Annotated in this window: 20 protein-coding genes; 8 read left to right on the top strand and 12 right to left on the bottom strand. The window is 53.7% G+C overall.

The genetic code is table 11. The features are described from left to right. Positions 1-103: 103 nt before the first annotated feature. The 7 genes from hcp to CWR52_RS23260 form a co-directional block, all read right to left on the bottom strand. Positions 104-595, bottom strand: coding sequence for a type VI secretion system effector Hcp (hcp, locus tag CWR52_RS18995; protein WP_104950420.1), 492 nt, complete (start codon positions 593-595; stop codon positions 104-106). A 5-nt stretch (positions 596-600) separates the two neighbouring features. Beyond that, positions 601-2,307 carry an OmpA family protein gene (locus CWR52_RS18990; RefSeq protein ID WP_104950419.1) on the bottom strand — a complete coding sequence of 569 codons (1,707 nt, stop codon included), beginning with the start codon at positions 2,305-2,307 and terminating at the stop codon, positions 601-603. Continuing rightward, entirely contained in the window at positions 2,304-2,993 is a 690-nt protein-coding gene (tssL, locus tag CWR52_RS18985) for a type VI secretion system protein TssL, short form (protein WP_104950418.1), read from the bottom strand. The genes CWR52_RS18990 and tssL overlap by 4 nt, the downstream gene beginning before the upstream one ends. After that, positions 2,990-4,330 (bottom strand): type VI secretion system baseplate subunit TssK, encoded by a 1,341-nt coding sequence (gene tssK / locus CWR52_RS18980; RefSeq protein ID WP_032652888.1) that lies wholly within the window; start codon positions 4,328-4,330, stop codon positions 2,990-2,992. The genes tssL and tssK overlap by 4 nt, the downstream gene beginning before the upstream one ends. 17 nt (positions 4,331-4,347) lie before the next feature. Next, entirely contained in the window at positions 4,348-5,892 is a 1,545-nt protein-coding gene (tssC, locus tag CWR52_RS18975) for a type VI secretion system contractile sheath large subunit (RefSeq protein ID WP_104950417.1), read from the bottom strand. 32 nt (positions 5,893-5,924) lie between these two features. Next, positions 5,925-6,422: a type VI secretion system contractile sheath small subunit gene (tssB, locus tag CWR52_RS18970; protein WP_104950416.1), complete on the bottom strand. Its 498-nt coding sequence runs from the start codon at positions 6,420-6,422 to the stop codon at positions 5,925-5,927. 644 nt (positions 6,423-7,066) lie between these two features. Further along, a complete protein-coding gene (locus tag CWR52_RS23260; RefSeq protein ID WP_159427010.1) occupies positions 7,067-7,204 on the bottom strand; it encodes a hypothetical protein in 138 nt (45 codons plus the stop codon). Positions 7,205-7,216: 12 nt separating this feature from the next. Here CWR52_RS23260 and lpxP point away from each other — a divergent pair, with 12 nt between their 5' ends. Continuing rightward, entirely contained in the window at positions 7,217-8,137 is a 921-nt protein-coding gene (lpxP, locus tag CWR52_RS18965; RefSeq protein ID WP_104950948.1) for a kdo(2)-lipid IV(A) palmitoleoyltransferase, read from the top strand. Positions 8,138-8,495: 358 nt separating this feature from the next. Continuing rightward, positions 8,496-8,567 (top strand): membrane protein YpdK, encoded by a 72-nt coding sequence (gene ypdK / locus CWR52_RS18955; protein WP_099458937.1) that lies wholly within the window; start codon positions 8,496-8,498, stop codon positions 8,565-8,567. A 52-nt stretch (positions 8,568-8,619) separates the two neighbouring features. On the opposite strand, the gene alaC is transcribed toward ypdK, so the two are convergent. Continuing rightward, positions 8,620-9,858 carry an alanine transaminase gene (alaC, locus tag CWR52_RS18950; protein WP_104950415.1) on the bottom strand — a complete coding sequence of 413 codons (1,239 nt, stop codon included), beginning with the start codon at positions 9,856-9,858 and terminating at the stop codon, positions 8,620-8,622. Positions 9,859-10,243: 385 nt separating this feature from the next. On the opposite strand from alaC, the gene CWR52_RS18945 reads away from it, so the two are divergent. Together CWR52_RS18945 and CWR52_RS18940 are read left to right on the top strand one after the other, a co-directional pair. Beyond that, positions 10,244-11,950, top strand: a complete 1,707-nt coding sequence (locus CWR52_RS18945) for a sensor histidine kinase (protein ID WP_104950414.1) — start codon at positions 10,244-10,246, stop codon at positions 11,948-11,950. Positions 11,951-11,953: 3 nt separating this feature from the next. Beyond that, positions 11,954-12,685 (top strand): LytR/AlgR family response regulator transcription factor, encoded by a 732-nt coding sequence (locus tag CWR52_RS18940; protein WP_023294232.1) that lies wholly within the window; start codon positions 11,954-11,956, stop codon positions 12,683-12,685. Positions 12,686-12,720: 35 nt separating this feature from the next. Here the strand turns inward: CWR52_RS18940 and glk are convergent, their stop codons facing one another. After that, entirely contained in the window at positions 12,721-13,686 is a 966-nt protein-coding gene (gene glk / locus CWR52_RS18935) for a glucokinase (protein WP_104950413.1), read from the bottom strand. Between the two features lie 205 nt (positions 13,687-13,891). Between glk and CWR52_RS18930 the strand changes: the two genes are divergently transcribed. Beyond that, positions 13,892-15,127, top strand: a complete 1,236-nt coding sequence (locus CWR52_RS18930) for an ion channel protein (RefSeq protein ID WP_104950412.1) — start codon at positions 13,892-13,894, stop codon at positions 15,125-15,127. Here CWR52_RS18930 and ipdC read toward each other — a convergent pair whose 3' ends face one another. Then, entirely contained in the window at positions 15,128-16,786 is a 1,659-nt protein-coding gene (gene ipdC / locus CWR52_RS18925; protein ID WP_104950411.1) for an indolepyruvate decarboxylase, read from the bottom strand. Between the two features lie 187 nt (positions 16,787-16,973). Between ipdC and mgrA the strand changes: the two genes are divergently transcribed. After that, complete coding sequence (gene mgrA / locus CWR52_RS18920) at positions 16,974-17,972, top strand: L-glyceraldehyde 3-phosphate reductase (RefSeq protein ID WP_045909394.1); 999 nt, start codon at positions 16,974-16,976, stop codon at positions 17,970-17,972. Between the two features lie 127 nt (positions 17,973-18,099). After that, positions 18,100-18,441, top strand: a complete 342-nt coding sequence (locus CWR52_RS18915) for a DUF2502 domain-containing protein (RefSeq protein ID WP_104950410.1) — start codon at positions 18,100-18,102, stop codon at positions 18,439-18,441. A 33-nt stretch (positions 18,442-18,474) separates the two neighbouring features. Here CWR52_RS18915 and CWR52_RS18910 read toward each other — a convergent pair whose 3' ends face one another. Beyond that, on the bottom strand, positions 18,475-19,713 hold the full coding sequence (locus CWR52_RS18910) for an Nramp family divalent metal transporter (RefSeq protein WP_104950409.1): 1,239 nt from the start codon (positions 19,711-19,713) through the stop codon (positions 18,475-18,477). Positions 19,714-20,061: 348 nt separating this feature from the next. Here CWR52_RS18910 and CWR52_RS18905 point away from each other — a divergent pair, with 348 nt between their 5' ends. Further along, positions 20,062-21,249 (top strand): NupC/NupG family nucleoside CNT transporter, encoded by a 1,188-nt coding sequence (locus CWR52_RS18905; protein WP_104950408.1) that lies wholly within the window; start codon positions 20,062-20,064, stop codon positions 21,247-21,249. Between the two features lie 44 nt (positions 21,250-21,293). Here the strand turns inward: CWR52_RS18905 and CWR52_RS18900 are convergent, their stop codons facing one another. Beyond that, positions 21,294-23,483, bottom strand: coding sequence for a sensor domain-containing phosphodiesterase (locus CWR52_RS18900; protein ID WP_104950407.1), 2,190 nt, complete (start codon positions 23,481-23,483; stop codon positions 21,294-21,296). Positions 23,484-23,629: the final 146 nt, after the last annotated feature.

The following is a 23,629-nucleotide window of genomic DNA, read 5'->3' as shown; positions in this document are numbered from 1 at the left end:
AGCGCATAAGGTCAGGCAGGCAGATTGTTTTTTCTTTGCTGAGTGCCCGCATCTCAGGCACTCAGCAAAAAACTGCGGACAGGAAAACCTGCCCGCATCAGGATTACGCCGTGGCGCGTTCGTTCCAGGAATCGGAATGAATGATGTTGCCGTCTTTGTAGGTCCAGGTGATTTTTTCGTAACGCAGTTCAACGCGCTCAAGGTGGTTGTGCTTCTCTTTACAAGGATCCTTGATGTCATACATTTCAGGATTCACCTTCACTACCTTCACGTTTTCCAGTTTGGTGTTGAAGTACTCCACTTCCTGGCCCGCGTCGTTGATTTTGTACCACTTGAACTCAGCGGATTTCAGGGTCTGACCGGTGGTCACCGCTTTGTACAGGTACGGGCTGGAGGAGTCGATTTCCTTCGTGAACAGGAAAGGCGTGTGGATGCGGGTGCCGGTCAGCTTGCCGGTATTGTTGTCGGTTGGGATGTACAGGTTATGCTCCTGTGCAACCACTTCGATGCTGCCTTCGCGGTCCTGAACGTCAACAGACCCTTTGATGTCCGCGCCGCCGTCGTCCTTCAGCCAAAGATAAACAGGAATTGCCATGTTAATTACTCCGTTTTATTTTCTGAGACGCCATCATCCTGCGATGGCGCCGGGTGTTTGCCGGGTATCTGACAGGCACTTGCCTGCGGTACCAGACTGATTTCGACACGGCGGTTGAGCGCACGCCCTTCCAGGGTGTCGTTGGTTGCGACAGGACGGCTTTCGCCATAGCCCTGCACCGCAAAACAGCTTTCCGGCAGGTCGCCGGTGTCACGCATCCAGCTGCGCACCGCTTCGGCACGCTTCAGAGACAGCGTCTGGTTCAGTTGCGGATTGCCGGTGTTATCGGTATGACCAGACACGACAATCAGCCAGCCCGGTTTCGCTTTGATGCCAACCAGTGAATTCACCAGCATTTTGGTGGAGCCTGCTTTCAGCTCGAACTTGCCGGAATCGAACAGCGACATGCTGTCGAGCCTCACTATTTTCGGTGCTGGTTTTGGGGTTGGCTGCGGTTTAGGAGGCGGCGGCATATACGAGCGGATCGCTTCCAGTAGGGGCATCCGCAGACGTTCCCCCTGATAAAGCCCCAGACCCAATCGGGCCGGTACGCCGTTACGTGCATAGTCATCCAGCAGCGCTGCATTCTCACGAAGGACCGCAACGGCGCTAGCTTTCGGGCCGTAGTCATCCATGGAAAGATTGTCGTAACGGGCTATATCGAAGCTCACGCGATGCAGCAACTGGCGATTGTTCCAGCCACTGCTGAGCAGCGCGGCGATGGCCGCCAGGGTGAAAAGACCAAGGGCACAGCGCCAGGTGCGGGTGCGGGGAGTAAGACCACTTCCTTCCGGTAGCAGCGGCAGGATGAAATCCGGGAGGGGTGATATCACCGTGCTGTCCGTCCCTACCGGTTGCCAGCCGGCTACCTGCTGCATGGCAGTATGACGCGATAACCATGCCGTCCAGGCAGAGGACGCAAGGCTTCCGGCAAGAATCGGTCCCATTCCCCACAGCAGCGCTGCAGGTGCAATGACCGGAACATCAGGATTCTCATCGATGAATACCGCCTGGACATGCTGATTGAACCAGCTCATCAGGCTGTTCATCAGCACCTGCTGCTGCATCACAGGCGCACCGCCAGTGGTGACCCACGCGGCGATCGAACAAGGCGCATTCGACTCACGCCAGACAGTCCACCCTTCACCCGGAATAGCGGCCTGCCAGAGCATGTCATCCGTCATCGCGCTGCCAATCTGACCATTCAGAATGAGTGGCACAGACTGTCCCGTTTCTTTACGCAACTGGCTGATTTGCCAGCGCAGAGCCAGCAGACGACTTGTCAGGGCTTCGCTGTCGACATGTTTCTGCGGGCAGACACTGACCATCACCGACAGCTGACGCCCCCAGTCCGGGCGCTGCCACAGAATCTGACGGGCAACCTGCTCCAGATCCTGATGGTCCTCAACGCGGATCCAGCATCCCTGCGTGACGATCAGTACGGGTGACTGCTGCGGCCAGGTCAAAGGCATATCGCCACAAACCAGCACCACAGGTTGACGGTAAGTAGTTTCAGGAAGGTCATCCAGACGCAGGTTGACGTCATGCTCCGCACGAGGTCTGGCGATATACCAGAACGCGACGATAACCCCGATCATCGCCAGCAGAACGAGCACTGAAGCCGGCCGGGATAACGGCAGAAAAGCCAGACAGACCACAGCACTCAGCAGGGCAGCCCACAGCGCAAGCCCGCGCTGTTGTACAGGACTCATTTTACGACTCCCGGCAACAGGGTCAGCAGCATCTGATCGAGCCAGCGATCCAGTCCCCACCAGAGTGCGGCAAGAACAATCACGCTCAGGCCGATACGCACGGTCCATGACGCCAGCCAGCCTCCCGCTCCCCGTCCGCTGCGGCTCTCTGCCAGAACGGGATGGGTCTGCGGGTAGCTGAACGGTGTAACGCGCTCATTGAGGGCGCTGACCAGCTTCTGGCGTTCCGGATCGTTTAGCGCACGAAAATCTCCCAGGAATCCGAGCATCATTACCCGCTGGAAGCAGGTCAGTACGGCATTATCTGGTGCAGGTTCACGCAGCACATCGCGCATCCTGTCACACAAAGTGTCACCCGCGTCCATTGTGCCGAGGAAGTGTCCCTGCAGAGGAATGTCATACCACTGCACACAGGCATCATCCTCTACACCGCGCCCTTTGACCGCCTCATCAAGCAATGCACATTGTGCAGTGAGGATATGCTTACAGCTGGCTTCATCGAGTTCACTCGCTTTCAGTTCACGCTGAACGCGTTCCACATCAGCGATACAGCGTTCCCACAAGACCCGACCTTCGCCTTCCTGAAACTGCGGGCCATAGCGAAGGCTGATGACCTGAAGCCAGGTATCCTGCAGCAGTGCGTCAATATCAACAGACACGACAGCGCCGTGTTTACGTTCACTCATGTTCTCAATACCGCAAAGAGTTCAAGTTCAGGCTCGCCGAGCATGCCCGGGACGTAAAACATACATGTCCCACTCTGGAGCATTTCAGTCGCCAGAGGATGGGAGAGATCGAGACTGAAATACTGATTTTCCAGGCGCAGTGGAATGGCGGCTGGCACATGGCGCAGCGGCGTCAGCGGCACGCCCACGCGGGAAGAGTTGACGATCCCGCGCACATGGTCAGGGCTGCCCACCTTACACTGGCGCGGAAACTGCTCCTGCAGTTGCGCCACCGGAATCGGTGAGCGCACAGAAAGATAGTAATCAGCCCCTTCGCGCAGACGCGGATCATGCAGGCGAGCCTGCCAGAAGTGCAGCCGTGGGTCATAGTCGAGTGCCAGGGCCACCACGCGTGACGGCAGGCTGGCTTCAAGCAGATCGCCAAGCAAATCAAACAGCGGTGGAAATACCGCATTGAGTTGCTCGTGATGCCAGGCCGGTATGGCGCTCACCTGATGTTCCAGGGAAAAGGTCAGCAGGCTCCCCGCAAGGCGAGAAAGTTCCGGATATAGACGTTCCGGTGGGCTTTGAAGATTACGCTGGAACTGCCCCAGCACGGGCTCGGCACTGTTCAGCGCGTTGAGCAGCCAGAACAGTGATACATCTGCCACGGCGAAATCAGCCATGCGCTCATTGCTTTCACGCCGCATTGCCATCAGACGGCACAGTCGCGCCCGCAGTTGTGTCAGTAGTTGTTCCAGTTGGGTAACCAGCCAACGGCTGCCCTGGAGGGTCAACAGCGGAGGAAGAAATGTTTCATCCAATAGCCATGTACCCTGCGAGTCTTGCTGCAGGCGGGCGACCGGACAAGTCAGATAATCACTGTTGTTCTGATGGGCAAAACGCAGCGTCAGTTCAGGCTGCATCACGGCAATCTGACGAGTGTCTTCCCCAAAGGTATTGCGTACATCCCGCCAGCGCTGACGATATCGCACCGGACGCTCGGCCACCTCATCGGGTTTCAGGCAGTTGCCGCCGTTCGCCCGCAGTAGTGGGAGTGCCAGCACCACCGTCACCTCCTGCGATTCGCTTTCAAGCGACAGTACCGGTGGCAGCGAATCAGCATTGTCTGTATCAATCAGCGTACCGTCCTGAAAACGGACATGCAGATGACGGGCCTGAAGACGTCCAAGCCTGAGAGCTTCCGGCTCGAAGGTAGCATTTATCACCCCCCACGGGCAGGAGAGGCCCAGCCGGGCAATACACTCGGCAGACCAGGCCGCATACGCGACCTGTTGCTGAAAATGCTGGGGAGCGACCATAATGCCCCTACCCCATAACGGTTGTTCCGTTTTCATCGGCTTCCTGCCTGTTATTACGATTTCGCTTTCGGCATCTGGGAAACCAGCGACAGGTTGACGTCCATCCCTTCCACCTGGAAGTGCGGAATCGCATACAATTTCACGCGGAAGAAGCCCGGGTTATCCTCAATATCTTCCACCACCACTTTTGCATCACGCAGTGGATGAGATGCCTGAAGTTCGTCGCCCGGATCGGTCATTTCGGTCACCAGACTGCGGACCCAGGTGTTCAGCTCAAGCTCCAGCAGTCGGCGATCCTTGGTGGTACCGATGTTCTCGCGCTGAATCAGCTTCAGGTAGTGGGCGATACGCGACAGCAGGAAAATGTACGGCAGGCGGGCGTTGATGCGGCTGTTGGCCGTTGCATCTGCGGTATCATACAGCGCCGGTTTCTGGGTGGAGTTGGCTGAGAAGAAGCAGGCGTAGTCGCGGTTTTTATAGTAGGACAAAGGAATAAAGCCCAGATTCGCGAACTCGAATTCACGCGTTTCAGGGATCATGACCTCAGACGGGATTTTTACCTGATTGCCGGTACCCAGGTCATACAGATGGATAGGCAGATCCTGAACCGCACCGCCAGCCTGCGGGCCACGGATTTGTACACACCAGCCATTATTGATAAAGCTGCGCACCATGTTGGACGCGAAGGCAAACGACGCATTCGTCCACAGGTATTTGTCATGATCCGGACCTTTGACTTCTTCAACATAGTTGAAGCTGCGAACCGGAACAGTATCCGGGCCATACGGTAAACGTCCCAGTACGCGGGGCATCACCAGACCAATGTAGCGAGCGTCGTCCGTATCGCGGAACGATTTCCACTTGATGTACTCTGCGCGGTCAAAATAGTTACCTATATCTTTAATCGCCGCGACGTCTTCCATGGACTCCTTGAGGAAGAATTTCGGGCCAGCCGAGCCGATAAATGGCATATGTGCAGCCGCAGATACTTTAGAGATGTTGCGCAGCAGAGCGACATCCTGCGCTGAAGCATCGAACTCATAAGCGGAAATCAGCGCCGCGATCGGCTCGCCGCCCGGGGTATCGTATTCATCAATATAGGCGTGTTTATAGAGACCACTCTGGATGATTTCCGGGCTGTCTTCAAAGTCCTGGCGCAGGTCTTCTTTAGACATGCTCAGAAGCTCAATTTTCACGTTCTGGCGAAAATCCGTTTTATCAACCAGCGACTTCACGCCGCGCCACAGGCTCTCAACCGCCTGAAACTCTTCATGGTGCATAACGGCGTCGAGCTGGCGGCTTATCTGGTAATCGAGCTCAGCGATGTGGTGATCGATCAGGCTTTTATCCAGTTTTTCGACCTTCGAGCCTGCCTTGGTCAGGCATTCCAGAAAGACCTGCATACCTGCGGTGAGACGCTCGTCAGCGGTCGCATCCGACATCGCCTGCGCATCTTGCCAGATATCCAGCGCGCTCAGCTCGGAGACCGGGTTCAGATTGATTTTCTCAAACAGTGAAGCGTATACCCCACCCACAGCAGGGCGTTCCAGCACCACGCTTTCCCCGCCAGCAGTATTATTTTGTACAGACATGAGCATTCCTTGATTAATCCGTTAAAACAGCATGATGGTTAAGGTTTTTTTGAAGCCAGTGCGGACAGTTCATTTCGCAGCTCAGCACTAAGCGACTGGTCCAGAACGATTTTTTCAAGCTCTTTTCGGAAAGTCTGGTTATCCAACAGGTTAGCTTTGAGATCGCGAAGCAAATTGCGCATCGCCAGCATCGCCTTCAGCTGCGGGATCTGAGCGGCCACCTGCTCTGGCGTGAAATCTTTCATGCTCTGGAAAGTCAGCTGAATGTTGTCCTCACCACCATCGTCAGACAGCGTATTTTTAACGGTCAGATTAACTTTTGGGGAAAATTCGGAAAGAACACTATCGAAATTATTTTTGGTGATGTTAACCTTTTCGCGCTCAGATATTGTCGCAGACTCTTGCCCATTGCTGAAATCACCCGCAACAAGCAACTTCAAGGGTAATTCCATTTTCTTGCTTGCTCCGCCAGTATGCAGATCAAGCTTCAGGTTAATACGTGCCTTAGGCACCTCGTTCTGAAAACTGTCAGCCATCTCATCATCCCTCTATGTTTTGCTATGCCAACTTCACGGTGTCGTTCTTGATGCGCAATAATAGAATAATGATCGAAGCAAAATCAAATACACAGATCTTTTATCTGCAATAAGAAATATCTTAAGAATTTTCCACTAACACATTATGGCAAATTACGCTGCAATCTCAGAAAAAGACACTGCCTTTAGTAGGCAAACCGAATATTTATATCGAAAAAATGATTGTGGGCAGTTATAGGCCTGGAAAAACACCTTATATTGATTTACATCAAAAATCCGAGACCAAAAATCATGAGCGAACTGCAATTTATTACTGCACAAAGATAAAAAAGAGATTTTTTTAAAAATAAAACCAAGCCGAATCATTGAGTGCGTAAATTATATATAAGAACTTTCACACGGAATTTTCCTATTCGATATAGCAGAAGCCATAAATAAATTTCTCAAGTGCGTAATCGGTCACGAATAAATACGCTGCTCTTTTTATCCGTTCACGCCTTGATTACAAGGTGCCCTACCCTCCCGGATCGGGCAGATGGCATGCTCTTGCATACGAGTGATTATAAAATCTGTAAAATCAATCACCTTCCAAACTGCCGCTTTTTTAATCAAAAACGAGTAATAGCACATATCGTATAACGGTGCTACATTACGCCGCCCGCCCAAATCAGCAGTGGCCAGGCAACGCCGTAAAGTTCGGTAAAGCCTGCAACCATCACCTTGAAGAACGGTCTTATCGGCACGTCGTATCGCAAACTCTGCGCTACCTTTACAGGCTTCACATAGGTTTTACTATTTTGTCTCAATCCAAATTTCAACGCGCGTTTTTACACCCGCGTTACTGGTTTACATGGTTTGGTCTTGGCGTTCTCTGGCTGCTGGTTCAACTTCCGTACCCTGTACTGCGTTTGCTGGGGTCGAAACTGGGCAGCGCTTCGCGCGTCTTCCTGAAACGTCGCGAATCTATCGCGCGGAAAAATATTGAGCTTTGCTTTCCTCAGTACAATGCCGAAGAGCGCGAGAAGCTCATCGCTGAAAACTTTAAGTCTATCGGCATGGCGCTGCTTGAAACCGGCATGGCCTGGTTCTGGCCGGATGAGCGCGTCCGTAAGTGGTTTGACGTGGAAGGGCTGGATAACCTGCAACGCGCGCAGATGCAAAAACGCGGCGTGATGGTCGTCGGCGTGCACTTTATGTCGCTGGAACTGGGTGGCCGCGTGATGGGCCTGTGCCAGCCAATGATGGCGACCTATCGCCCCCACAACAGTGCGCTGATGGAGTGGGTCCAGACGCGTGGCCGCATGCGTTCCAATAAGGCGATGATCAGCCGTAACAATCTGCGCGGTATGGTCGGTGCCCTGAAGAAAGGTGAAGCCGTCTGGTTTGCACCCGATCAGGATTATGGACGTAAAGGCAGCAGCTTTGCGCCTTTCTTTGCGGTTAAAGATGTTGCGACGACTAACGGCACCTTTGTCATTTCTCGTTTGTCTGGCGCTTCCATGCTAACCGTAACGATGGTGAGAAAAGCAGATAAATCAGGCTATCGTCTGCACATCTCTCCTGAAATGGCTAACTATCCGGAAAACGAGTGCGAAGCCGCGGCGTTTATCAATAAAATCATCGAAACTGAAATCATGCGTGCGCCAGAGCAGTATCTGTGGATGCATCGTCGTTTCAAAACCCGCCCTCTTGGCGAAGCCTCGCTCTATATTTAAGCCTTTCATTAAGGTTAGTTTCGCTAAGAAACTAACCTTTTCAATCACCTGTCATCTCACTGCAAAATCGTCTTTGATGGCGTCGCCCAAAGTGAATTTATTGCGATGCGAAATCAAACTGTCGCCGTTCCACGACACCCGTAAGTAACGGAAATTATTTAAAAAAATCCCTCTTGTCACCCCTCATTTTTAGGCGTACATTAGCGCCGTCTGGCAACAGGAAAGCACAGAATTCTGAGCTGGAGTGAGCGGCGTAACGGGAAAATTCTCATTTCCGTTTTGACCGGATTTCAGTTCTCTATAATCAGGTGGACTCTGTTTTTAAATGCGTACCACAAGATACGCGGAGCGATGAAACGTGAAATATTTCTTTATGGGCATTTCGGTGATTGTTTTAGTCTGGGCCGGAACCTTTGCCCTGATGATCTAGTGAAGAACATGCAGTCAAAAAAACAGGAGCCATTTGGCTCCTGTTTTTTTTGTCATGAGGACACGGGGTTTCCAGCAACGCTCTTTGCTGAGAGCAGGCCATCGGCACGGAACATACTCTTGATGCCCCTCACCGCCTGACGAATGCGGTCGCTGTTTTCAATCAGGGCAAAACGCACATGGGTGTCGCCATAATCACCAAAGCCAATGCCCGGTGATACGCACACCTTCGCATCCTGCAGCAGCTTTTTGGCAAACTCCAGCGATCCCATCGCCGCGTACGGTTCCGGAATTTTCGCCCAGACGTACATGGACGCCTTCGGCATTTCCACCATCCAGCCCGCTTCATGCAAGCCTTTAACCAGCACGTCACGGCGGCGCTTATACTGGGCGGCAATCTCGTGAACGCACTGCTGGTCGCCCTCCAGGGCAGCGATAGCCGCGACCTGTAGCGGCGTGAAGGTACCATAGTCGTGATAACTCTTAATGCGCGCCAGTGCGCTCACCAGCGTTTTGTTACCCACCATAAAGCCAATACGCCAGCCTGCCATGTTGTAGCTTTTTGACAGCGTAAAGAACTCGACCGCCACGTCACGCGCGCCCGGAACCTGCATAATAGAAGGTGCTTTCCAGCCGTCATAGACGATGTCAGCGTAGGCTAAATCATGAACCACCAGCACGTCATAACGCTTGGCTAGCGCGACAACTTTCTCGAAGAAATCGAGCTCCACGCACTGGGCCGTTGGGTTGGACGGGAAACCGAGGATCATCATCTTCGGTTTCGGATAACTTTCGCGAATCGCACGTTCCAGTTCGTTAAAGAAATCGACACCTTCCACCAGCGGAACGGAACGGACCTGCGCCCCGGCAATCACCGCGCCGTAAATATGGATCGGGTAGCTTGGATTAGGCACCAGCACCGTATCACCATGATCCAGCGTGGCCAACATCAGGTGTGCCAGCCCCTCTTTCGAGCCGATGGTAACAATCGCTTCACTTTCCGGATCGATATCAACCTGATAGCGATCCTGATACCAGCGCGAGATCGCGCGACGTAATCTGGGAATACCGCGAGAGGTTGAGTAGCCGTGCGTATCCGGACGCTGGGCAACCGTGCAGAGCTTTTCAACGATATGCGGCGGCGTTGGGCCGTCAGGGTTACCCATGCTGAAATCAATAATATCTTCGCCGCGCCGACGCGCAGCCATCTTCAGTTCAGCAGTGATATTGAAAACATAAGGGGGGAGACGATCGATACGCGTAAAACGGCGTTCAGGACTGAATTCAGCCATAGATTCCTCAGATTAACGTTAGCGCCCGGACCGTCCGAGCGACGCTGCCACCGATGTGGCATGCTTAGAAAATAACCTGAAAAAAATCATGCTGTCGAGAGGCAAATGAAAAAAAGCGATCGCATGAAAACCGGAACTCGGCAGTGCCAAAAAGCGGAAGCCCCTGTTTCAGGGTTGGCTTTCTGATAGCCGTTATTTAACAGGATGATATCAAAACAGTTACCTGACGATACGCTGGTTATAAAAAATCAGGCCGTGTCCGTTACCGCCGGACAATCCCCTTTAAGAATTATGGTTTTTCCTCATTTGATAAACCTGACGGATAGCTGGTCAATACGCGTCAGGTTTTTTATCATGGTTTTTTCCCGTTTTCCCAGGTCTACTCGTGCACGAAATATTCACTATGCTGCTGGCGGTTTTTGACCGTGCGGCATTAATGCTGATTTGCCTGTTCTTCCTCATCCGCATTCGCCTGTTTCGCGAGCTGTTGCACAAATCCGCCCACTCGCCAAAAGAGCTGCTGGCCGTTACCGCCATCTTTTCGCTGTTCGCCCTGTTCAGCACCTGGTCAGGCGTGCCGGTAGAGGGCTCGCTGGTTAACGTGCGCATTATCGCCGTGATGTCCGGCGGAATTTTGTTTGGCCCGTGGGTGGGCGTTATCACCGGCGTGATTGCCGGAACCCATCGCTACCTGATTGATATCGGCGGCGTCACGGCGGTGCCCTGCTTTATTACCAGCATTATTGCCGGGGTGCTCTCCGGCTGGATCAGCCGCAAAATCCCGAAAAAACAGCGCTGGCGGGCCGGGATCGTCGCAGGCATGGTATGCGAAACGCTGACCATGATCCTGGTCGTCGTCTGGGCCCCGACCACCGCGCTGGGGCTGGATATCGTCTCGAAAATCGGGATTCCGATGATCCTGGGCAGCGTCTGCATCGGTTTTATCGTGTTGCTGGTGCAAAGCGTTGAAGGGGAAAAAGAGGCCAGCGCCGCCCGTCAGGCCAAGCTGGCGCTGGATATCGCCAACAAAACGCTACCGCTTTTCCGCCACGTTAACGCGGAGTCGTTGCGTCAGATCTGCGAAATTATCCGCCATGACATCCATGCTGACGCCGTCGCCATCACCAACATTGACCACGTGCTGGCCTACGTTGGCGTCGGGGAACACAACTATCGCGACAACGATGATACCATCAGCCCAACCACCAGACAGGCGATCAACTACGGTAAAATCATCATTAAAAATAATGACGAAGCCCACCGAACGCCGGAAATCCACTCGATGCTGGTGATCCCGCTGTGGGAGAAAGGCGTCGTGACGGGCACCCTGAAAATTTATTACTGTCACGCGCATCAGATCACCTCCTCGCTCCAGGAGATGGCGATTGGCCTGTCGCAGATTATCTCCACCCAGCTGGAAGTCTCCCGTGCAGAACAGCTGCGTGAGATGGCAAATAAGGCAGAGCTGCGCGCGCTGCAGAGCAAAATCAATCCCCATTTCCTGTTTAACGCGCTGAACGCGATCTCCTCGTCCATACGTCTTAATCCGGACACCGCGCGACAGCTGATTTTTAACCTGTCCCGCTATCTGCGCTACAACATCGAGCTGAAAGATGACGAGCAGATCGACATCAAAAAAGAGCTGTATCAGATCAAGGATTACATCGCGATTGAGCAGGCGCGCTTTGGCGACAAACTCACGGTCATTTACGATATTGATGAAGAGGTCAACTGCGTGATCCCGAGCCTGCTTATCCAGCCGCTGGTCGAAAACGCGATTGTTCACGGCATTCAGCCCTGTAAAGGCAAAGGCGTCGTCACCATCAGCGTCACCGAAAGCGGCAACCGCGTGCGTATTGCGGTGCGCGATACCGGCCACGGCATTGATCCAAAAGTTATTGAGCGCGTGGAGTCTAACGAGATGCCCGGAAATAAAATTGGCCTGCTGAACGTGCATCACCGGGTCAAGCTGCTTTACGGCGATGGGCTGCACATTCAGCGTCTTGAACCGGGCACCGAAATTGCTTTTTACGTCCCGAACGAGCGCACTCCCGTTCATTCGACAACATCACTGTTGCCCCAGGTGGAGTAACCCATGAAAGTCATCATCGTAGAAGATGAAATCCTGGCTCAACAGGAGCTAACCTGGCTTATCAACACCCACAGCCAGATGGAGATTGTGGGCACCTTTGATGACGGTCTGGACGTGCTGAAGTTTCTGCAGCATAACCGGGTCGACGCTATCTTCCTGGATATCAACATTCCGTCGCTGGATGGCGTATTGCTGGCGCAAAACATCAATCAGTTTGCCCATAAGCCGTTTATTGTGTTCGTGACCGCATGGAAAGAGCACGCCGTAGAGGCCTTCGAGCTGGAAGCGTTTGACTATATCCTTAAGCCTTACCAGGAGTCGCGGATTGTCAGCATGCTGCAAAAGCTGGAGGCCGCATGGCAGCAGCAGACCGCACCTGCAAGCGCCAGCCCAACGGTACGGGAAAACGACACCATTAATCTGGTCAAAGATGAGCGCATCATCGTGACGCCGGTCAATGATATCTACTATGCCGAAGCCCATGAAAAGATGACGTTTGTCTATACGCGGCGGGAATCTTACGTGATGGCGATGAACATCACCGAGTTTTGCAGCAAGCTGCCTGCGTCGCACTTTTTCCGCTGCCACCGCTCATTCTGCGTGAATTTAAACAAGATCCGCGAGATCGAACCGTGGTTTAACAACACCTATATCTTGCGCCTGAAGGATCTGGATTTTCAGGTGCCGGTGAGCCGCAGCAAGGTGAAAGAGTTCCGCCAGCTTATGCACCTGTAACGAAAAAGCCCTCTCCCGCGGGAGAGGGCCAGGCATCAGAGAATCTGACCGAGAACCTGACGCAGGTGGGCACCCGACCCCAGCAGGCCTGGGTTATCATGCACGATCAGATAAACCGGAATGTCCTGCACGTAGCTTCTGAAGCGCCCTTTATCCTCAAACCCGCCGCGGAAGCCGGAGGCTTTGAAGAACTCCAGGAAGCGCGGCACAATGCCGCCCGCGATATAAACGCCCCCGAAGGTGCCCAGCGTCAGCGCCAGGTTGCCGCCGAAGCGTCCCATAATCACGCAGAACAGCGACAGGGCACGACGGCAGTCAATGCAGCTGTCCGCCAGCGCGCGTTCGGTGACGTCTTTCGGCTGCAGGTTTTCCGGCAGACGACCGTCTGACTTCACAATCGCCCGGTACAGGTTCACCAGCCCCGGCCCTGACAGCACGCGCTCGGCGGAGACGTGGCCGATCTCCGCGCGTAATTCTTCGAGGATAATGCCCTCTTCTTCGCTGTTTGGCGCAAAGTCAACGTGACCGCCTTCACCCGGCAGGCTCACCCAGCGCTGAGCGACATGCACCAGATGTGAAACGCCCAGCCCGGTACCGGCCCCGTAAACCGCAATCGGCTTACCTTCGACCGGTTCAGCGCCGCCAAACTGGATCAGATGCTCAGGCTTCAGCATCGGGATCGCCATGGACACCGCGGTGAAGTCATTGATGATTTCAAGATGCGCAAAGCCGAGGTTTTTTTTCATCTCGGCGATGGAGAATGCCCAGGTATGGTTGGTCATGGCGACCCAGTCACCGGTTATCGGACAGGCAATGGCGATGCAGCCATCGTCGACGCTTACCTGATGCTCGTCCAGATAGACGCGAACAACAGCCTCAAGACTTGGATAATCCAGCCCGGAATAGGTTTTCGCCCGGGAAATTTCACCGCTACTTACATCGCATAATGCGAGGCGCGCGTTCGTGCCGCCCACATCACCTACCAAAGCATACTTTGTCATTCTTCTACTGCTCCGCTAAAGTCAGAATAAATCTTTGGGACACTGTAAATTCAAGGCGTGATAACAACAACGACCGGAAGGTGAATGCCCATGGATTATCGATCTTCGTCACAGAATAACTTTACCGTTTCAGCACCTTTTGCACTATTGCCATAAGGCTTAATGTGCAAAGTAACGTCATACCGTTTTGTACAAGGAAATCATCATGCTCCACCCGCGAGCCAGAACCATGCTGTTGCTGGCCATTCCGGCGCTCATCATTGGCGTGGTTTCAAGTCTGGTGCTCATCGTCGTGATGAAAGTCGCGTCGGTGCTGCAAACACTATTATGGAACGCGCTTCCTGCAGGACTGGGCGTCACGGCTGACTCTCCTGCCTGGATTGTTGGGATGCTGACGTTAACCGGTATTGCGGTGGGCCTGGTGATCCGTTTCAGTCCCGGCCATGCTGGGCCAGACCCGGCGCAGGAACCGCTGATTGGTGCCCCGGTTTCCCCTTCGGCACTGCCGGGGTTGATTATCGCGTTGATTCTCGGTCTGGCCGGCGGGGTCAGCCTGGGGCCAGAGCATCCGATTATGGCCGTGAATATTGGCCTGGCGGTTTTTCTCGGTTCACGCATTTTGCCCCGCGTCGGCGCGCTGGACTGGACCATTCTCGCCTCAGCAGGCACCATCGGGGCGCTTTTCGGCACGCCCGTGGCGGCAGCACTGATCTTTTCGCAGACGCTCAGCAGTAATAACGATGTCCCGCTCTGGGATAAACTGTTTGCTCCGCTGATGGCCGCCGCCGCCGGGGCGTTGACCACCAGCCTGTTTTTCCATCCCCATTTTTCACTCTCCCTGCCCCACTACGGCCAGATGCAAATCGCCGATATCTTCAGCGGCGCCATCGTCGTCGCCATCGCCATTGCGCTGGGCATGGTGGCAGTATGGTGTCTTCCACGTCTGCACCGGCTGATGCATCGACTCAAACACCCGGTGTTAATTCTGGGAGCTGGCGGTTTGATCCTCGGTATTTTAGGCGCAATCGGCGGGCCGGTGACGCTGTTTAAAGGGCTGGACGAGATGCAGCAGCTGGCTTTCAGCCAGATATTTAGCGTCTCCGACTATCTGCTGTTTGCCGTGATCAAGCTGGCAGCGCTGGTGGTAGCGGCCGCCTGCGGTTTCCGTGGTGGACGTATCTTCCCGGCTGTCTTTGTCGGCGTCGCGCTGGGGCTGATGCTGCACGAGCATGTCGGTGCGGTCCCGGCGGCGATTACCGTCTCTTGTTCTATTCTGGGGTTGGTTCTGGTGGTCACGCGCGACGCGTGGCTAAGCCTGTTTATGGCGGCGGTAGTCGTACCGGATTCGACGCTTTTCCCTCTGCTCTGTATCGTGATGTTGCCCGCCTGGCTCCTGCTGGCGGGCAAACCGATGATGATGGCCTGGCGAAACGACAAATAATCAGGCGCTATTGCGCGCTTCCAGCGCTTTGGTGATCGCCCCCAGCAGCGGTGGGATATCGGCTTTCGGCAGCATCACCTCAATCAGCGAGAGCCGCTCGTGATGCGCCACTTTTTCAAGGACGTCCGCCAGTTGCTCCGCTTCACTGACCCGCCAGCACTGGGCCTGAGGATCAAGGCTCAGTGCCTGCGGGATTTGCGTCCAGTTCCATAGCGCAATGTCGTTATACCGCTGCTCAGGTCCATGGATCGCCCTTTCCACCGTATACCCTTCGTTGTTAAGGACCAGAATGATGGGGTGTTGTTTATCCCGCAGCATCGAGCCGAGCTCCTGGATGGTGAGCTGCGCCGCGCCATCCCCCGTCAGCACAATCACGCGCCGGTTCGGGCAGGCCGTTTGTGCGCCAAATGCCGCCGCCAGCGTATAGCCAATCGATCCCCACAGCGGCTGGACGATAAAATTCACGTCAGCAGGCAGACGAAGGTCGATCGCGCCGAAGGCCGAGGTGCCCTGATCCGCAAGAATGATGTCTCCCGGACGAATAAACGTCTGCAGCGTTTGCCAGAAATTCGCCTGCGTCAGCGAACCATCCGGCTGCGGGTAGGCCATCGCGCTTTGAGAGGACGGCACGGGCGTCTCGTGCACGTGCTGTTTACACAGCTCCACCAGCGTTTCGATTGCCTGAAGCATGGGGATGCCGGTAAACCAGATATCACCAACGCGTGAGGCATGAGGCTGAACTTCTATCGTCTGTGCCGGGGTGAGCTGATGCGTGAAGCCGGCGGTCAGGGTATCGGTAAATCGCGTGCCGATGCACAGTACGGTATCCGCCCCTTCAATCGCCTCTTTTACCGCGCCAGCGCTCGCCGAACCGCTGTAGGTGCCGTAAAAACCAGCGTGACGCTCGTCGAATATCCCTTTGCCCATCAGCATGGTGGCGTGTGCCATCGGCACGTCTTTGACCCATTTCTGTAGCACATGCTTCAGGCCATGGCGCAGGACAAGGAAATCGGCCAGCAGCGCAGTACGCTTGCTCCTGGCAAGCCTGTTTTCTGCAGCATCCCGGAATGCTTTCAGGCAGGCGCTGTCGGCATGTGGATGCCGGAGTGTGAGAGCGTTTACAGGAGGGGTGGCGGCTTTTTTTGCCACGTCGGCAGGCATCATCAGATAGCCGGGGCGACGCTCCCGGAGCATGGTTGTTAACACCCGGTCGATTTCATAACAGGCGTTTTGTTCGGTCAGGATCGCCTGCGCAGCGGTGATCGGCTCGCTCATATGATAAAAATGACGAAACTCACCGTCGCCCAGCGTATGGTGCAGCAGCTCACCTCTTTGCTGTGATGCCATCCCCGGCGCACCCACAATATGCAAGACCGGAACGTGCTCGGCGTAGCTGCCCGCAATGCCGTTCATGGCGCTTAGCTCTCCTACGCCAAATGTCGTCAGTAGCGCGGCGAAGCCCTTACAACGGGCATATCCGTCAGCGGCGTAAGAGGCGTTTAATTCGTTGGCACAGCCCACCCAACAGATATCCGGGCTGTCTATTACATGGTCGAGAAACTGCAGGTTATAGTCGCCCGGCACGCCAAACAGATGATCGGCTCCACAATCTGTAAGACGGTCCAGCAGGTAATCGGCGACGCAGTATGGGGTACGCATAAAAAGGTATCCTTCTAATGTTTTGACCTCACCTTGAGTATTAAATAAGCGTGATGGCTGTCCAGAATTGGCGATAAGAAGGACATGGAAAGAATGCTTTACAAAAAAGGCTGCGCTATGCTGCTTTTTTTCACGTAAATGTAAACGCATACACTGATTTTTCACTTCAGCGCCAGAGGTTACGAAAATGGGTTATCAGCCGGACAAAAATCGTTACGGGACAATGGAGTATCGCCGCTGCGGACGAAGCGGGCTCAGATTGCCCGCCATCTCGCTTGGGCTGTGGCATAACTTTGGTGACGCCACCCTTATCGAAAACAGCCGTCAACTTTTACAGCGTGCGTTCGATCTGGGCATTACGCATTTCGACCTTGCCAACAACTATGGCCCGCCTCCCGGATCCGCCGAACGTAATTTCGGCCGTATTTTGCAGGAGGATTTCCTGCCCTGGCGCGACGAGCTGATCGTCTCCACCAAAGCGGGTTATACCATGTGGGAGGGTCCTTACGGCGACTGGGGATCGCGCAAATATCTGCTGGCAAGCCTCGATCAAAGCCTGAAGCGCATGGGACTGGAGTATGTGGATATCTTCTATCATCACCGGCCAGATCCGGAAACGCCGCTGCAGGAAACCATGAAAGCGCTTGACCATGTGGTGCGTCAGGGGAAGGCTCTGTATGTCGGATTATCCAACTACCCGGCTGTTCTGGCTCGCCAGGCGATTGATATCCTTAATGACCTCGGGACACCCTGCCTGATCCACCAGCCGAAATACTCCCTCTTTGAACGTGCGCCGGAAGCGGGACTGCTGGACGTGTTGCAGGAAAAAGGGGTCGGCTGTATTCCCTTCTCGCCGCTGGCTGGCGGGCAACTGACCAATCGCTATCTGAACGGCATTCCTGCAGACTCACGCGCGGCAAGCGGCAGTCAGTTCCTTAAACCCGATCAGCTCACCGAAGAGAAGCTGGAAAAAGTCAGGAAGCTGAATGCCCTGGCAGAAAGTCGCGGCCAGAAGCTGTCCCAGATGGCGCTGGCCTGGGTATTACGCCATGAGGAAGTGACCTCGGTGCTGATTGGGGCAAGTAAAGCGGCTCAGATTGATGACGCCGTGGGGATGCTGGCAAACCGCCATTTCTCAGAGGAAGAATTGGCCCGCATAGACGCGATCCTCAGCAGCTCAAAATAACACCGATTTTAGCAAAAAGTGCTCTCACCCAGGAATTCGGAGTTGAGGCGATGATACGAAGGTTTACCAACTCGTAAAATTGCGTTAACAGGCCCAACAAAGGCCCCGATCGTGAAGGAGAAAGAGTATGTTCAGGTCACTGATTCTTGCAGCGGTATTACTGGCTTCGGCGCCGCTGATCGCCACTGCGGGCGAAATCACCCTGTTGCCATCAGTAAAATTACAAATTGGCGATCGTGACGACTACGGCAGATACTGGGACGGCGGCTACTGGCGCGACCGTGATTACTGGCATCGTCACTATGAGTGGCGCGGCGACCGCTGGTGGAAACATGATAACGGCAGACACCGCGGCTGGTATAAAGACAACGCGTATGAGCGCGGCTACCGCGAAGGCTGGAACGATCGTGACGACCGTCGCGGCGGCTGGGGTCACGGCAAAGGTCATGGCCACGGCCACCATCACTAATAAAAAAGGAGCCCCTGCGGCTCCTTTTTTGTGTTAGAGACCCAACGCTGTGCCAATCAGCAGCCACAGGTTCAGCGCCACCACTACCACCACGATGGCCCATCCGGTCCGTTTCACCAGCGTTGAGTTGACCAGCTCGCCCATCAGGGTTTTATCGCTGGTAAAGATCAGCAGCGGCACCAGCGCCAGCGCAATACCAAAACTCAGCAGCACCTGGCTCATGACCAGAATTCGCGTGGGATCGAGCCCCATCAGAATTACAATAAACGACGGGAGCATGGTTACAGAGCGACGAACCCACAGCGGAATGTGGAACCGAACAAATCCCTGCATCACCACCTGGCCTGCCAGCGTACCCACCACCGTAGAAGAGAGACCAGCAGCCACCAGGCTAAGGCCAAATATCGTGGCGGCAGCATGGCTCAGCAACGGCTCCAGCGTAAGATACGCCTGGTCGAGATCGGCAATACCGGTATGACCGTTAAAGTGGAAAGCTGCGGCTGCAGTAGCCATCATCGCCAGATTGACAAACCCCGCGATGGTCATGGCGATCGCCACGTCCCACTTGGTGGCGGAGTAACGCTCTTTACGCGTCCCCCCGTGGAGATGCTGAGTCAGCGAGGAGTGCAGATAAATCACGTGCGGCATGATGGTCGCCCCCAGCACGCCGGCGGCCAGGAACACCGCTTCCGAGGTTGGCAGGCTTGGGATCGCCATCCCTCTAGCGAGCTGCGCCAGATTCGGCTGTGAGAAAATCAGTTCGACAATATAGGCCGCCGCCACAAACAGCAGCAGACCGCCAATGACCTTCTCCAGCGGCTTTTGACCCCGACGCTGTAGCATCAGGATCAGGAACGTGGCAATCCCGGTCAGTACCGCCCCCTGCAACAGCGACACGCCCAGTATCAGCTTAAAGCCGATTGCTGCGCCGATAAATTCAGCGAGGTCAGTAGCAATGGCGATGATTTCAGCCTGAACCCAGTAGAGCCAGACGGCGGGACGCGGATAATGGTCACGAATTTGCTCCGCCAGGTTTTTGCCCGTCGCAATCCCCAGTTTTGCGGAGAGCATCTGAATCAGCATCGCCATCAGGTTAGCCCAGACGACCACCCACAGCAGCTTATAGCCGAAGCTGGCCCCGGCCTGAATATTGGTCGCAAAGTTACCTGGATCGATATAGCCAATGGCAGCGATGAACGCAGGTCCCATTAATGCGAACCGCAACTTGCGCGCGGCTCTGCCACTGCTACCCTCTACGCGACTGTTTGTCATTTCTGCCTCTGAAATATAGCCTTTGCTATGTTTAATGCTATCAAAATGAGAATGATTATCAAGTTCATTTGTGAAGTTTACAGTGATTTCTCTGATAGTTTTGAACGATAGACGGGCGGGTAAGTGGGGCGATCTAACAGAAACTGAAATCGCGCGCGCTTTTGTGAAGACTAGCACACAAACTTAACTTTTCACTCATTTACCTAACATAACAAAAATGTATTGTGGATCACTATTTTTGAGACTCGTCACAGGATGTAACTATAGTGTGTCCTCGATCTCGTTTTCTTTTCGGTTGTTACATAGAATGTGCACGAAAATTAAACCTGCCTCATATTTGGAGCAAATATGGACCGCGTCCTTCATTTTGTCCTGGCACTTGTTGTCGTTACTGCACTCGCATTGCTGGTCAGCACAGACCGCAAAAAAATTCGTATTCGTTATGTTGTCCAACTGCTGGTCATTGAAGTTTTACTTGCGTGGTTCTTCCTGAACTCCAACGTAGGCCTCGGCTTCGTGAAAGGCTTCTCCGAAATGTTCGAAAAACTGCTCGGATTTGCCAACGAAGGGACCAACTTTGTCTTCGGTAAAATGAACGACGAAGGCCTGGCGTTCTTCTTCCTGAAGGTTCTCTGCCCTATCGTCTTCATCTCCGCGCTGATCGGTATTCTGCAGCACATCCGCGTTCTGCCGTTCGTGATCCGTGGAATTGGCTTTCTGTTATCCAAAGTGAACGGCATGGGTAAGCTGGAATCTTTCAACGCCGTCAGTTCCCTGATCCTCGGTCAGTCTGAGAACTTCATCGCGTATAAAGATATTCTCGGCAAAATGTCCCGCAACCGCATGTACACCATGGCGGCAACCGCAATGTCTACCGTTTCCATGTCTATCGTGGGCGCATATATGACCATGCTGGAGCCAAAGTATGTTGTTGCGGCGCTGGTTCTGAACATGTTCAGCACCTTTATCGTTCTGTCGCTGATCAACCCATACCGCGTTGACGCCAGCGAAGAGAACATCCAAATGTCAAACCTGCACGAAGGCCAGAGCTTCTTCGAAATGCTGGGTGAATACATTCTGGCGGGTTTCAAAGTGGCGATTATCGTTGCCGCCATGCTGATCGGCTTCATTGCGCTGATTTCTGGGCTGAACGCCCTGTTCGCCGCGGTGCTGGGTATCTCCTTCCAGGGAATTCTGGGCTACATCTTCTACCCGGTTGCATGGGTGATGGGTGTTCCGGCTCACGAAGCGCTGCAGGTGGGCAGTATCATGGCAACCAAGCTGGTTTCTAACGAATTCGTTGCGATGATGGATCTGCAGAAAATTGCCAGCTCCCTCTCTCCACGTGCAGTGGGTATTCTGTCCGTGTTCCTGGTCTCCTTCGCGAACTTCTCGTCCATCGGGATTATCGCGGGTGCGATTAAAGGCCTGAACGAAGAGCAAGGTAACGTGGTTTCTCGCTTTGGCCTGAAGCTGGTTTATGGCTCTACGCTGGTGAGCGTCCTGTCCGCGTCCATTGCGGCACTGGTCCTGTAACGTTTATCGCTAAAGAAAAACCGGGAGCCTGGCTCCCGGTTTTTTTATGCCCGTAATTCTTCCAGCGGTTTGGGTTTGCCAATCAGGTAGCCCTGCAGGTAATCCACACCAAAGCGGAGCAGCATCTCCCGCTGTGCCGGTGTTTCCACATATTCCGCTACAACGCACAGCGATTTCGTCTTCGCCAGATTACACATCGACTGGACGATCATCGCATCCATATCGTCGGTACAAATGTCTTTCACAAAACAGCCGTCAATTTTAATGATATCTGCCTGCAGGCGTCTGAGACGCTCGTAGTTGGCGTAGCCAGTACCAAAATCATCAATGGCAATCCGGAAACCGTAATCCCGCAGCTGTTGAATATTGTTGATGCTGCAGCCAGAGTTTGAGAAGGCCTGCTCTTCGGTGATCTCAATCACGACGGCCTGCGGCGCAACGCCGTACCGTTCAAAGAGCGCGCAAATCTCGGTCGCTACCTCTTTTTGCATCAGCGTCAGCGGCATCAGATTGACAGAGAAACGAGCGCCAGCCTGCGTTGCAGTGTTATCGCGCAGCCACACCAGTAATTTTTCCATGACGCACATATCAAACCGGTGGCTGAGGTTGAACTGCGCAATCAGCGGAATAAAGCGGTCAGGGGTAATAATCTCCCCCTCGCTCTCCATTCGCGTCAGGATTTCATAGTACCCACTCCCGTCTGCCTTCTGGATCGGCTGCGCATACAAATGGAACTGCCCCGCCTCCAGGGCATGCTTAATCCGCGCCAGCATCAGGACACGCTCTGTCGTCTGTCCTGAGGCCGCCTCAAGGCTATTCGTGAGCGCGAGTACGTTTTGCTCTCCGCAGGCCTGTTCTGCCAGCCAGCTCAGTTGCCCCAGCGTGTGATGCAGCTTTTCGCCGTTTTCGACCATTCCCCAGGACGCGCCAAACTCAATATCCAGCCCGGTGTTGTTCCAGAAAATCTTATTGCTGTTGAGCCGTTCGACCATATGCTGGAGACGTTCAGCAATTTCCGGCCCGAGCAAGACCAGCACCAGCTCGCTTCCGGGCAGCTGGAAGAGCAGCTCATCTTTTTGCAGGAGCGGTTGAAGCGACGTGGCGATCGTTCGTTTGCAGTGGACCCGCATAATAATGCCGTAGTGGCGGCTCAAAAACTCCAGATTGTCCATGCGCAGAATGCACACTTTGGCATCCGGATGGATTTCAAGGTAATCCTCCAGCGCACGAATATTGGGCAAACCGGTAAGAGGATCGGTCAGCGCCCTGTCCTGCCAGCCCCGCTTCAGCCACTCGCTGCGCTGGTAAATTCGCGACATGTAAAGCAAGCAGATGGCGAAAGAGATCAGCACGGAGAGGATAAAGGAGAGCGAATGGCCCGATTCCACCCCATTTAGGAAGTTGTAGTTGTAGGTCAACAGCAGGAGCGCTGAGGTGGCCCACAGCAGAGAAATCAACGCATAGGTCAGGCGGCTTATTGCTAAGGTAAAAAGAATAAAAATCAACGGCATCAAATAGCCCGCAATGACCGGTGATTCAAAAGGACCACATAAAGTGACGAGAATGAAGCCTAAAAGTATCAGCCAGACAAAAATATATAATGGATTCTTGTGATAAAGCACGGGCTTCACGCTTCGCCGCCAGAAGGCGATGGCATAACGAGGATTAATTATCATTCTTAATGGGTAATAGAACATCATGGTAAAAATCAGCCCCGCGCATATCAGGCTTTGAATATCCACAACGTTATAAATTACCGTTCCTTCGCCAAAATAGGTTGAAATAGTCACCGGAAAATCAAACAAATAGCCTGCCATATACATCGACAGCTTAATACCTAACGGCACCATAAAACCGAGCCAGAATATACGTAGCCCAATGTGCTTGTTAGGAATGCTGTGGCGCCAGCGCTTGCCCAGCATAAGGCGCAGCAGGCCGCACGCCGCGAACAGCGCAAAGGTCTGACAGAAAAGCAAAACTAAATATTGTAGCGGTGCTAAATTAATATAAAATAAATTAGTGACAGTAAAACCTAACACAATGGGAAGAATTGCCCGGCGCCCAAATATCAAAATTACCGCCAGCATCACGCTGAGTGGCAACCATGCTAAATAAACGTCATGACCATTAACAATTGCGCGAGGAGAAAGATAACGGGAGACAGGTACCGCAATCAGACAAAGTGTCAGGGCAATTATAAATATCTTTACATTATTGTACGTTTTTCTATTCATTAAGCTGATGAGTATATTATCCGTCCGAATCATTGACCGGATGGATAATAGGTTTATTAATTGCACGAATCAAGTTCAAGTCTATTTATAGACTGGTTTATTGATGTCGATTGAGGAGAGGTACAGGAATACCTTCTTTTTGATAA

The sequence above is a fragment of the Enterobacter sp. SGAir0187 genome, from assembly GCF_002952735.2.
GTDB classification, from domain to species: domain Bacteria; phylum Pseudomonadota; class Gammaproteobacteria; order Enterobacterales; family Enterobacteriaceae; genus Enterobacter; species Enterobacter quasiroggenkampii.
This window is presented reverse-complemented; position numbering and strand designations above follow the sequence as displayed.